Source organism: Amycolatopsis sp. NBC_00355, from assembly GCF_036104975.1.
GTDB lineage: Bacteria > Actinomycetota > Actinomycetes > Mycobacteriales > Pseudonocardiaceae > Amycolatopsis.
Window position 1 is genome coordinate 825276 of sequence record NZ_CP107982.1, and the last position, 12148, is coordinate 837423.

10 protein-coding genes are annotated in these 12148 nt (G+C 71.3%); 5 read left to right on the plus strand and 5 right to left on the minus strand.

The window, feature by feature from the left end; genetic code table 11:
• The first annotated feature begins 11 nt into the window (after positions 1-11).
• Entirely contained in the window at positions 12-725 is a 714-nt protein-coding gene (locus tag OHS18_RS03665) for a class I SAM-dependent methyltransferase (protein WP_442875340.1), read from the plus strand.
• On the opposite strand, the gene glpK (OHS18_RS03670) is transcribed toward OHS18_RS03665, so the two are convergent.
• The gene (glpK, locus tag OHS18_RS03670) at positions 722-2671 is read right to left on the minus strand and encodes a glycerol kinase GlpK (RefSeq protein ID WP_328615912.1); all 1950 of its coding nucleotides are present in this window, start codon (positions 2669-2671) and stop codon (positions 722-724) included. The genes OHS18_RS03665 and glpK (OHS18_RS03670) overlap by 4 nt on opposite strands.
• A gap of 244 nt (positions 2672-2915) precedes the next feature.
• Positions 2916-3668, minus strand: coding sequence for an IclR family transcriptional regulator (locus tag OHS18_RS03675; RefSeq protein WP_328615913.1), 753 nt, complete (start codon positions 3666-3668; stop codon positions 2916-2918).
• Positions 3669-3819: 151 nt separating this feature from the next.
• Here OHS18_RS03675 and OHS18_RS03680 point away from each other — a divergent pair, with 151 nt between their 5' ends.
• The 3 genes from OHS18_RS03680 to glpD are packed head-to-tail and all read left to right on the plus strand — an operon-like array spanning position 3820 to position 7880.
• On the plus strand, positions 3820-4638 hold the full coding sequence (locus tag OHS18_RS03680) for an MIP/aquaporin family protein (RefSeq protein WP_328615914.1): 819 nt from the start codon (positions 3820-3822) through the stop codon (positions 4636-4638).
• Between the two features lie 13 nt (positions 4639-4651).
• A complete protein-coding gene (gene glpK, locus OHS18_RS03685) occupies positions 4652-6169 on the plus strand; it encodes a glycerol kinase GlpK (RefSeq protein WP_328615915.1) in 1518 nt (505 codons plus the stop codon).
• A gap of 4 nt (positions 6170-6173) precedes the next feature.
• On the plus strand, positions 6174-7880 hold the full coding sequence (gene glpD, locus OHS18_RS03690; protein ID WP_328615916.1) for a glycerol-3-phosphate dehydrogenase: 1707 nt from the start codon (positions 6174-6176) through the stop codon (positions 7878-7880).
• A 79-nt stretch (positions 7881-7959) separates the two neighbouring features.
• Here glpD and OHS18_RS03695 read toward each other — a convergent pair whose 3' ends face one another.
• Positions 7960-8823 (minus strand): aminoglycoside phosphotransferase family protein, encoded by an 864-nt coding sequence (locus OHS18_RS03695; protein ID WP_328615917.1) that lies wholly within the window; start codon positions 8821-8823, stop codon positions 7960-7962.
• 91 nt (positions 8824-8914) lie between these two features.
• Between OHS18_RS03695 and argG the strand changes: the two genes are divergently transcribed.
• Positions 8915-10372: an argininosuccinate synthase gene (gene argG, locus OHS18_RS03700; protein WP_328456078.1), complete on the plus strand. Its 1458-nt coding sequence runs from the start codon at positions 8915-8917 to the stop codon at positions 10370-10372.
• Between the two features lie 68 nt (positions 10373-10440).
• Here argG and OHS18_RS03705 read toward each other — a convergent pair whose 3' ends face one another.
• Both OHS18_RS03705 and OHS18_RS03710 read right to left on the minus strand, forming a co-directional pair.
• Positions 10441-11460: a medium chain dehydrogenase/reductase family protein gene (locus tag OHS18_RS03705; protein ID WP_328615918.1), complete on the minus strand. Its 1020-nt coding sequence runs from the start codon at positions 11458-11460 to the stop codon at positions 10441-10443.
• Between the two features lie 81 nt (positions 11461-11541).
• On the minus strand, positions 11542-12102 hold the full coding sequence (locus OHS18_RS03710) for a TetR/AcrR family transcriptional regulator (RefSeq protein WP_328615919.1): 561 nt from the start codon (positions 12100-12102) through the stop codon (positions 11542-11544).
• Between the last annotated feature and the right edge of the window lie 46 nt (positions 12103-12148).

Below are 12148 nucleotides of genomic sequence, written 5' to 3' on the forward strand. Positions count from 1 at the left end.
GGATGGGCCGCATGGCGCAGGAAGCGAGTGAATACGACGGTTTCGCCGAGACTTACGCGGTCGAGAACGAGACCAGCCTCATGAACGCCTACTACGAACGGCCCGCGGCCCTGGCCCTCGCGGGAGACGTGGCCGAACGGCGGATCCTCGACGCCGGCTGCGGCTCGGGTCCGCTGTTCGCGGCGCTGCGCGACCGAGGTGCGCTGGTGACCGGCTTCGACCGGAGCGCCGGGATGGTGGCCCAGGCGCGGCAGCGGCTCGGTGACGACGCGGACCTGCGGGTCGCCGACCTGGCCCACCCGCTGCCCTTCCCCGACGACGCCTTCGACGACGTCATGGCGTCCCTGGTGCTGCACTACCTGGAGGACTGGACGCCGACGCTGGCCGAGCTGCGGCGCGTGCTGAAGACCGGTGGCCGGCTCATCGCCTCGGTCAACCACCCGATGATGGTCAACCTCACGCACCGGCAGGAAGGTCCCCGGCCCGACTACTTCGAGCGCTACACCTGGACCGACGAGTTCGTGCTGCAGGGGCGGACCTGCAGCATGACGTTCTGGAACAAGCCGCTGCACGCGATGACCGACGCCTTCACCGCGGCCGGCTTCCGGATCGCCGTCATCGATGAACCGCATCCCGTGCCGGAGGCCCGCGAGGTGTACCCCGAGGACTTCCCGATCCTCGACACCTTCCCGACCTTCCTGTTCTTCGTCCTGGAAGCCGCCTAGAGGCGCAGCCGGTCGCCGAGTTCCCGGATGTGCGCGGCGTCGCCGCTGCCGAGGTCCAGCTGGCGGCGGCGTTCCGCGGCGAACGCGCGTCCCAGACCGGTTCGGTCCGATGTGGACATCGTGGCGCGCAGCTCGTTCAGCAGCCCGCGTTCCTCGCCGCGGACGTGCGCGTCGACGAGGTTCTCCAGGCGCTGCAACGCCTTCTCGAAGTCGCCGGGTTCGAGGACGGCCAGCAGGTCGTCGGCGAACAAGCCGCCGGGATCCTCCGGGCGGACGATCCGCTCGGTCGCCGTCGCGTGCGCGACCAGCAGCGACGCCAGTTCGGCGACCAAGGCCGGGTGGTCGGCCTCGGTGTTGCGCAGGTCGCGGAAGAGCTGCTCGAACCGGCGGTGGTCGGCCAGCAGCACCTCGACCAGGTCCGAGCCGGGGGCGACGGCGGCCGGACCGGGACGCATCCAGCCGAACGTCAGCTCGACGGCCTGGCGCCAGTGCGCGTATTCGGTGGTGCGGCGGGTGGGGTCCATCGCGGGCAGCCACTGCCCGGCGCGGTGCCAGTTGCGCCGCAGGCCTTCCAGGTCCGGCCAGTACCCGACGGACAGCCCGGCCGCGTAGGCCGCGCCGAGCGACACCGTCTCCGCCACCATCGGCCGGACGACCGGCACGTCGAGGACGTCGGCGACGAACTGCATGAGCAGGTTGTCCGCGGTCATCCCGCCGTCGACCTTGAGCGTCTTGAGGGCCAGGCCCGAGTCGGCGTTCATCGCGTCGACGACCTCGCGGGTCTGCCAGCCGGTCGCCTCCAGCACCGCCCGCGCCAGGTGGCCCTTGGTGATGTAGGACGTCAGCCCGGCGATCACGCCGCGCGCTTCGCTGTGCCAGTGCGGCGCGAACAGCCCGGAGAACGCGGGGACGATGTAGCAGCCGCCGTTGTCGTCGACGGTCCGGGCGAGGGTCTCGATCTCGGGCGCGCTGCCGATCAGCTCGAGGCCGTCGCGGAACCACTGGACCAGCGACCCGGTGACGGCGATCGAGCCTTCCAGGGCGTACACCGCGGGCTCGTCGCCGATCTTGAAGCCGACGGTGGTGAGCATGCCGTGGGTGGACAGCACCGGCGTCGGGCCGGTGTTGAGCAGCAGGAAGCTGCCGGTGCCGTAGGTGCACTTCGCCTCGCCGGGCGCGAAGCAGGTCTGGCCGAACAACGCCGCCTGCTGGTCACCGAGCGCGGCGGCGATCCGGATGCCGGGGACCACGCGCGAAGTGGTGCCGTACACCTCGGTCGACGAGCGGATCTCCGGCAGCATCGCGCGCGGGACGTCGAAGAAGTCGAGCAGCTCGTCGTCCCAGTTCAGGGTGCGCAGGTTCATCAGCATGGTGCGCGAGGCGTTGGTGACGTCGGTGACGTGCACGCCGCCCTCGGCGCCGCCGGTGAGGTTCCAGATCAGCCAGCTTTCGATGGTGCCGAAGAGGACGTCGCCGCGCTCGGCGCGCTCGCGCAGGCCGGGGGTGCGGTCCAGGAGCCAGCGGATGCGCGGCGCGGAGAAGTAGGTGGCCAGGGGGAGGCCGCACAGCTGCCGGACGCGGTCCGCGCCGGGTTCGCGGGCGAGCCCTTCGAGCATGGCGTCGGTGCGGGTGTCCTGCCAGACGATCGCCCGCCCGACGGGGTTGCCGGTGCGCCGGTCCCACACGACGGTGGTCTCGCGCTGGTTGGCGATGCCCAGGCCGACGACCTGGTCCGCGGTCGCCCCGGCGTCGGCGAGGGCCTGCGGGACGATCCGGGACACGTTGCGCCAGATCTCGGTGGCGTCGTGCTCGACCCAGCCGGGCCGCGGGAAGTGCTGCTGGTGCTCCCGCTGCACGACGGACACGAGCCGGCCGCGGGCGTCGAACAGGATGCACCGGGTGGAGGTGGTGCCCTGGTCGATGGACATCACGTACCGCTGGACCACGGACGCACCTCCTGCACACTCGAGTGACCGCGCCGGCTCGGCGATGCGGCCGAGCGGCGCACGCTGCTCGCGCTCAAGGAGGCGGCCCCAGACGCGCGAAGCCGCCGCCCGCAGCGCCACGAAACGGCCAGCACGCCGCCGGCAGCGGCCAACACGCTGCCCAGCGTGGCCAACACGCCGAGGCTTGCGCTGTGTTGGCCGTTGCGGGCGGGCATTCCGGCGCCGCCGCGGCGCGGTGGCCGGGTCACCATCGGGACGCGCCCAGGTCGCGGGACACCGCGCGGGCCGCGTCGCGGACGTGGCCGAGCAGCTTCGGGTTGGGGCTGCCGTCGGGCTCGCAGATGCGGTCCGCCGCTCCCGACACGCCGATCGCGCCGACGACGATGCCGCCGTGGCCGCGGATCGGGGCCGCGATGCCCGCTTCGCCCGAGATCATCTCGCCGTTCTCCACCGCCCAACCCGCTTCGCGCACCTTCGCACACGCGCGCTTGATCGCCGTCGGGGTGGTCAGGGTGCGGCGGGTGTAGGCGTCGTAGGACGCCACGAGCGTCGTGTCGTAGGCCAGCAGGACTTTGCCCAGCGACGTCGCGTGCAGGGGCAGCAGCGTGCCGACGTCGAGGGTCTGCAGGCTGTCGTCCGGGCGGAACACGTGGTGCACGACCAGCACCCGGCCCTCCAGGGGCGCGCCGATCCGGACGGCCTCGCCGCTGCGCGACGCCAGCGCGTCGGCCCAGTTGATCGCGCGGGAGCGCAGCTCGTTGACGTCCAGGTAGCTCGTGCCCAGGTGCAGCAGCGTGGCGCCGAGCTGGTACTTGCCCGTGTCGCGGTCCTGCTCGACGAACCCGACCCCCTGCAGCGTCCGCAGGATGCCGTGCGCCGTGCCCTTGGCCAGTTCGAGGGACTCGGCGATCTCGCCGACGCCGAGACGGCCCGAGCCGCGCGCCAGCAGCCGCAGGATCGCGGCGGCGCGCTCGATGGACTGGATCGGACCCGGCACGTTCGCGACCCTAGCCCGACCGGCCTCGATTCGACAATGTCGAACATCGTCTTCGCCCGTTCGACAATGCCGACCGGCCTCCGTTGACCCGCTGTGACGGGCGGGCTTGGCTGGAGGAACCAGGGGGAACTGGTCCTTTGTGGAGGAAGCAATGGCGCGAAACCTCAAGGCCCACGGGCTCGCCGGCGAGATGGCCGCCGAGTTCGTGGGGACGATGATCCTCATCCTGTTCGGGTGCGGGGTGGTGGCGCAGGTCGCCGCCGCGGGCATCGGGGACCACGACAGCATCGCCTGGGCGTGGGGCATCGGCGTCACGCTCGGTGTCTACGTCGCTTCACGGGTGAGTGGCGCGCACCTCAACCCGGCCATCACCGTGGCCCTCGCCGTGTTCAAGGGGTTCTCCTGGCGCAAGGTCGCTCCCTACGCCCTGGCCCAGACCGCCGGCGCGTTCCTCGCCGCGATGCTCGTGCGCTGGAACTACACCGAGATCCTCAACGCCAAGGACCCCGGCCTGACGATCAAGACCCAGGGCGTCTTCTCGACGCTGCCGGGCAACGGCACGCTCCCGGTGGGTGACTGGGGCGCCTTCCGCGACCAGATCATCGGCACCGCGATCCTCGCCCTGGTGATCTTCGCCATCACCGACCTGCGCAACACCGCCCCCGGCGCCAACCTCGCCCCGGTCGTCATCGGCTTCCTGGTCGTCGCCATCGGCATGGCCTGGGGCACCAACGCCGGGTACGCGATCAACCCCGCCCGCGACTTCGGCCCGCGGCTCGCGTCCTGGCTCACCGGCTACGACACGGCGTTCACCGACCAGTACGGCTACCCCTATTGGTGGATCCCGATCGTGGCACCGGTCCTCGGCGCCGTCATCGGCGGTGCGATCTACAGGTACCTGATCGAGCGGTTCCTCCCGACCGACCAGTTCGACACCGTGTCCACCAAGGACCTCGAGCCCGCTGCCTGAGAAGGGGAACACCATGCCTGACTTCGTCGGCGCCGTAGACCAGGGCACCACCAGCACCCGCTTCATGATCTTCGACCACGGCGGCAACGAGATTGCCCGCCACCAGCTGGAGCACGAGCAGATCCTGCCCAAGCCGGGGTGGGTCGAGCACGACGCCACCGAGATCTGGGAACGCACCCGCTCGGTCATCGCGACCGCGCTCAACAAGGCCAACCTGACCGCCGGCGACCTGGCTTCGCTCGGCATCACCAACCAGCGTGAGACCACCGTCGTGTGGAACCGCCGCACCGGCCGCCCGTACGGCCACGCCATCGTCTGGCAGGACACCCGCACCGACCGGATCGCCTCCGCGCTGGAGCGCTCCGGAAAGGGCGAGGTCATCCGCCGCAAGGCCGGCCTGCCGCCCGCGACGTACTTCTCCGGCGGCAAGCTGCAGTGGATCCTCGAAAACGTCGACGGCGTCCGCGAAGCCGCCGAGGCGGGCGACGCGCTGTTCGGCACCACCGACTCGTGGCTCATCTGGAACCTCACCGGCGGCCCGGACGGCGGCGTCCACGTCACCGACCCGACCAACGCGTCGCGCACCATGCTGATGGACCTCGAAACCCTCGACTGGGACGACGAGCTGCTGTCGTTCTTCGACGTGCCGCGCCGGATGCTGCCGAAGATCCGGCCGTCGTCGAACCCGGGCTTCTTCGGCACGACCCGCGCGGATGGCCCGTTCGGCGGCGAAGTGCCGATCGCTGGCGTGCTCGGCGACCAGCAGGCGGCCACCGTCGGGCAGGTCTGCTTCCGGCCCGGCGAGGCCAAGAACACCTACGGCACCGGCAACTTCCTGCTGCTCAACACCGGCCACGAGCTGGTCCGCTCGAAGCACGGCCTGCTCACGACGCTGTGCTACCAGTTCGGCGACGAGAAGCCGGTGTACGCGCTGGAAGGCTCGATCGCCGTCACCGGCTCGGCCGTGCAGTGGCTGCGCGACCAGCTGGGCATCATCAGCGGCGCGTCGCAGAGTGAGAGCCTGGCCCGCCAGGTCAAGGACAACGGCGGCGTCTACTTCGTCCCGGCGTTCTCCGGCCTGTTCGCGCCTTACTGGCGTTCGGACGCGCGCGGTGCGATCGTCGGGCTCACCCGTGCGACGACCAACGCGCACATCGCCCGGGCCACGCTGGAAGCGATCTGCTACCAGACCCGCGACGTCGTCGAGGCGATGCAGAACGACTCCGGCGTCACGCTCGACGTGTTGCGAGTGGACGGCGGCGTCACCGCGAACGAGCTGTGCATGCAGCTGCAGGCGGACATCCTCGGCGTCCCGGTGTCGAAGCCGGTCGTCGCCGAGACCACCGCGCTCGGCGCCGCCTACGCGGCCGGGCTGGCCGTCGGCTTCTGGCGGTCGGCCGACGAGCTGGAGCAGAACTGGAACGAGGACAAGCGCTGGGAGCCGTCGTGGACGGACGACCAGCGCGCGGAGGGCTACGCGGGCTGGCAGAAGGCCGTCGGCCGCACGCTCGACTGGGTAGACGTGGAGTGAAGAAATGACCAAGAGGAACACCGTGACACCGCTTTCCCCGCTGTACCGCGCGGAAACGCTGCGCAAGCTGGCCCGCGAAGAGGTCGACGTGCTGGTCGTCGGCGGGGGAGTGACCGGCGCGGGTGCCGCGCTCGACGCGGCGTCGCGCGGGCTGTCCGTCGCGCTGGTCGAGGCGCGGGACTTCGCCGCCGGGACGTCCAGCCGGTCGTCCAAGCTGATCCACGGTGGCCTGCGCTACCTGGAGCAGCTGGACTTCAAGCTGGTGCGCGAGGCGCTCAAGGAACGCGGCCTGCTGCTGCAGACCCTCGCCCCGCACCTGGTGCGGCCGGTGAAGTTCCTGGTGCCGCTGACCCACCGGGTGTGGGAGCGCGGGTACATCGGCGCCGGCGTCACGCTGTACGACACGCTCGGCGGGGCCCGTGCGCTGCCGCGGCACCGGCACCTGTCCAAGCGCGGCGCGTTCAAGGCGGCGCCGGCCCTGGCCGACGACGCGCTGGTCGGCGCGATCCAGTACTACGACGCCCAGGTCGACGACGCCCGTCACACGATGACCATCGCGCGGACGGCGGCCGAGCAGGGCGCTTCGGTGCTGACCCGGGCCCGGGTGACGTCCTTGCTGCGAGACGGCGAGCGTGTCGTCGGCGCGAAAGTCGTGGACCGCGAGAGCGGCGTCGAGTTCGAAGTACGGGCTCGCACGGTGATCGCGGCGACCGGCGTGTGGAGTGACGACATGTCCGAGGCGGCGGGGATTCCCGCGCCGTTCACGGTGCGCGCGTCCAAGGGCATCCACCTGGTGGTGCCGCGGGAGAAGATCGACCTCGACACCGGGCTGATCCTGCGCACCGAGAAGAGCGTGCTGTTCGTGATCCCGTGGGGCAAGCACTGGCTCGTCGGCACCACCGACACCGAGTGGGACCTCGACCGCGAACACCCGGCGGCGAGCCGCGCGGACGTCGACTACGTGCTGGAGCACCTCAACGCGGTGCTGCGCACGCCGGTCACGCACGACGACATCGAAGGCGTCTACGCCGGTCTTCGCCCGCTGCTGGCGGCGAAGGCGGCCGCGACGACGAAGCTGTCGCGGGAGCACGCGGTGGCCCACCCGGTGCCGGGCCTGGTCATCGTGGCCGGCGGCAAGTACACGACGTACCGGGTGATGGCCGCGGACGCGGTCGACGTCGCGGTCGAGGAAGTCGATCGCCCGACCCCGCCGTCGTGGACCGACCGGCTGCCGATCGTCGGTGCGGCCGGCTACCACGAGCTGTGGGACGGCCGGTTCGCGCTGGCGTCCCGGGCGGCCCTGCCGGTGGCCCGGATCGAGCACCTGCTGGGCCGCTACGGCTCGGCGATCGAGGACGTCCTGGCGTCGGTCGCCGAGCGCCCGGAGCTGGGTGCGCCGCTGCCGGGCGCGGCGGAGTACCTGAAGGCGGAGGTGGTGTACGCGGTCTCGCACGAGGGCGCACTGCACCTGGAGGACGTCCTCACCCGGCGGACGCGCATCTCCATCGAGGAACGCGACCGCGGCGTCACGGCGGCGCCGTGGGTCGCGGAACTGATGGCCCCGCTGCTGGGCTGGGACGCGCCCAAGCAGGAGCGCGAGGTGGCGAACTACGTCGCCCGCGTCGAGGCGGAGCGCACGGCGCAGGAGGCCCCGGACGACGAGGCGGCCAACGCCAGCCGCCTCACCGCGCCGGCCCTCCTCCCGAGCTGACCTGCACCCCTGCACCCCCGCAAGCCCCGGAAAGCCGTGAAGGCCTCCTTACCGGCTCTTATGGCCGGTAAGGAGGCCTTCACGGCTTTGGACCGCAGCCGAGTTCGGCGAGGACGTAGCGGGCGTTGGCGGAGATGACGGCGTTCGTGTGGCGGTAGTAGGGGAGCTGGATCACGGCCATCGACAGCGCGCGGCCGCGGCCGCGTGCCCAGGCCGCGTCGTCGGCGCCGACGGCGTCGCGGAAGGCCGGGCGTGTGGCCTCGGTGAGCAGGTTCCACGCCGGGATCAGGTCGCAGGCCGGGTCGCCGATGCCCGCGGTGGCCCAGTCGAGGACGGCCGTGAGGTGTCCATTGTGGACCAGAAGGTTGCTCGGCATCAGGTCTCCGTGGACCCAGCCGTTCGCTGGGACCGGGGCTTCCAGGGCCTCGGTCCAGACGGCGAGGGCGGCTGAGGCGTCGAACGGCTCGTCGGTGTGGCGCAAGGCCTCGACGGCGTTGCGGGTCGCGTGGTCGAGGAGCGCCAAGGGGCCGCCGCGGTAGGCCGGCGGACCGTCGGTCTTCGTGCGCCGCACCGCGAGGACGAACTCCGCCAGCGCCTCCGGGACGAACGGGTGGCCTTCGAGGGCGGGCTCGCCGTCGAGCCACCGATGCACCGCCCACGGCCACGGGTAGCCCTCGCCGGGTTCGCCGATCCCGGCGACGACCGGGACCGCCACCGGCAAGCCATCGAGCGTCGCCAGCAGCCGCTCCTCCTTCGCGACGTCCGCGGCGCCCCCGGCGGTCCGGGGGAGCCGGACGGTGAAGTCGTCGCCGAGGCGGTGGACGGCGTTGACCGTGCCGCCCGAAGCGAGCGGCGTGACCGGGAGTGCGGCCCACTGGGGGAACTGCGCGCGCACCAGCCGCCGGACGAGGGCGCTGCTGATGGTGGGCTCGTCGGGGTGCATGCCGTTACCGAATCAGCAGGTCAGGCCGAGGTCAACGGGTTTCCGTGCCCCCGAATTGCACGATGATGCATCGACGTGCATAATCATTCGCATGTCCAAGGTGCTCACTTCCCTGCCCGTCGGCGAACGTGTCGGTATCGCCTTCTCCGGTGGCCTCGACACTTCCGTGGCCGTCGCGTGGATGCGCGACAAAGGCGCTGTCCCCTGCACCTACACCGCCGACATCGGCCAGTACGACGAGCCCGACATCGCGTCGGTGCCCGGGCGTGCGCACGCCTACGGCGCGGAGGTCGCGCGGCTGGTCGACTGCCGGGAAGCCCTCGTCGAAGAGGGGCTCGCGGCGCTGACGTGCGGCGCGTTCCACATCCGCTCCGGCGGCCGCAGCTACTTCAACACCACCCCGCTGGGGCGCGCGGTCACCGGCACCCTGCTGGTGCGGGCCATGCTCGAGGACGACGTCCAGATCTGGGGCGACGGCTCCACCTTCAAGGGCAACGACATCGAGCGGTTCTACCGCTACGGCCTGCTCGCCAACCCCTCCCTGCGGATCTACAAGCCGTGGCTCGACGCCGCCTTCGTCACCGAGCTCGGTGGCCGTAAGGAGATGTCGGAGTGGCTGCTGGCGCACGACCTGCCCTATCGCGACAGCACCGAGAAGGCGTACTCGACCGACGCCAACATCTGGGGCGCCACGCACGAGGCGAAGTCGCTGGAGCACCTCGACACCGGTCTCGAGATCGTCCAGCCGATCATGGGCGTGAAGTTCTGGGACCCCGAGGTCGAGATCGCCGCCGAAGACGTCACGATCGGCTTCGAGCAGGGCCGGCCGGTGTCGATCAACGGCAAGGAGTTCGCCACCGCCGTCGACCTGGTGCTGGAGGCCAACGCCGTCGGCGGCCGGCACGGCCTGGGCATGTCCGACCAGATCGAGAACCGGATCATCGAAGCCAAGAGCCGCGGTATCTACGAGGCGCCGGGCATGGCGCTGCTGCACGCCGCCTACGAGCGGCTGGTCAACGCGGTCCACAACGAGGACACCGTCGCCAGCTACCACAACGAAGGCCGTCGCCTCGGCCGGCTGATGTACGAAGGCCGCTGGCTCGACCCGCAGGCGATGATGCTGCGCGAGTCGCTGCAGCGCTGGGTCGGCACGGCGATCACCGGCGAGGTGACGCTGCGCCTGCGTCGCGGCGAGGACTACTCGATCGTCGACACGTCGGGCCCGGCGTTCAGCTACCACCCGGACAAGCTGTCGATGGAGCGGACCGCGGACTCGGCGTTCGGCCCGGTGGACCGCATCGGCCAGCTGACCATGCGCAACCTCGACATCGCCGACTCGCGCGCGAAGCTGGAGCAGTACGCCAGTCTCGGCATGGTCGGCGGCACCGCGCACACGCACCCGAAGCTGATCGGCGCCGCCCAGGCGGCCTCGACGGGCCTGATCGGCGCGATGTCCGAAGGTGGCGCGCAGGTGATCGCCTCACGCGGCAAGGCTTCGGGCGGCGACGAGCTGCTCGATCAGGCCGCGATGGAGTCCGGCACCGACTGACCCGCTAGCGAGAGAAGAGGCCCGGCCGCATGGTCGGGTCTCTTTTCGCGTACGGAATGCGTGACTGGTCACTCACTTGACGGCACAAGAACGACCTTGCCCGTGATCGTGCCCGATTCCGCCAGTGTCAACGCCTTCGCGACGTCCTCCAGCGGGAACCGTGCCGCGACCTGGGCCTTCAGCGTGCCCGTCGCCGCCAGGTCGAACACCGCCGTGAGGTCCTCCGCCAGGCGGGCGCGGAACTTCGCGAGGTTCCGCTTGCCGCCCCAGACGTTGTAGAAGTGGGTGCGGCGGCGGTTCGGGAGCGCCTGCCACCACAGCAGGCGGCCGACCAGCTTCAGCACCGCCGGGCGCGGGTTGCCGCCGGTGTCCTTGGTCGACGCGCTGCCGTAGGCGACCAGCGTGCCGCCCGGCGCCAGCAGCCGGAACGAGTCGACGATGCCGGGGCCGCCGACGTGGTCGAAGACGGCGTCGACACCACCGGGGGCCAATGCGCGGACCTGGGCCGGGACGTCGCCGCGGTAGTCGATCGCGGTGGCGCCGAGGGCGGTGACGACGTCGGCGTTGCGCGCGGACGCCGTGCCGATGACCCGGATCCCGGCCGCCCGGGCGAGCTGGACCAGGGTGGTGCCGACACCGCCGCTGGCGCCGTGCACCAGGATCGTGCCGCCGGCACGCACCCGGGCCTTGCGGTGCAGCATCTGCCAGGCGGTGATCCCGTTGACCACGAACGTTTCGGCGTCGGCGGGGTCCAGTCCGTCCGGCACCGGCACCAGGTCGGCCGCGTCCACGACGAGGTGGCTGCTCCAGCCGCCGATCTTGGTCATCGCGGCGACCCGGCGGCCGACGAGTGCCGGGTCGGCCGCCTCGAGCACCGTGCCGACGACGTCGTAGCCGGGCACGAACGGGAACGGCGGCTGGTCGTAGTACTTGCCGCGCCGCATCTGTTGCTCGGCGAACGAGATCCCGCTGGCCTCGACGCGCAGGAGCGCCTGGCCCGGGCCCGGTGCCGGCAGTTCGCGGGTGGTGACGCGCAGGCCGTCCGGCTCGACGAGGCCGGGGAGGACGATTTCGGTGGCCTTGAACATGGGAGTTGTCCTTTCGAGAATGGTGCGTGACTGGTCAATCACTCTTGGGTCGTGCGAAGAAGCCCAGGTGGGGGGCGGGGCTCAGTAGTGGCGGATGCCGGCGGACAGGACCGCCGCCCAGTCGTCGCTGTGCGCGTCCAGGTCGAGGGTGGTGATCAGGTGGCAGAGCTGGCCGTAGGCGATGAACCGCTGGACCTGCTCGTCCGGCGCGCCCGAGCGGGAGCGCGCGAACTCGGTCACCTTCGCGAGCCCGCGGCGCACGGCGTCGGCGATCTCGGGGGTGTCCGTGGCCGACTGGGCGTGCACCTGCAGCATCAGCAGGTTCCGGTCGGCGATCAGTTCGGCGTAGGCGCCGCCCATCTCGTGCAGGACGGCTTCCGGTTCGGCGTCCCCGGCGCGGGCCGCGCCGTTCGAGAGCGCGTGCACGACCTGCTCGTAACACCGGTCGAGCGCCGCCACGAAGAGGGAAACCTTGCCGGGGAACAACTTGAACACGTAGGCGGGGGAGATGGCCGCCCGGGTCGCCACCGTGCTGATCGGCGTGCTGTGGAACCCGCTCCGCGCGAACTCGGCGATGGCCGCGTCGACCACGGCATCCCGCCGGGCGTCCGAGGTGGAGAGAGTGGCACCGCGCTTCGTCATGTGAGTGACTGTACACTCACTCTTTCGGGCGGGCAAGCCCGGTGCC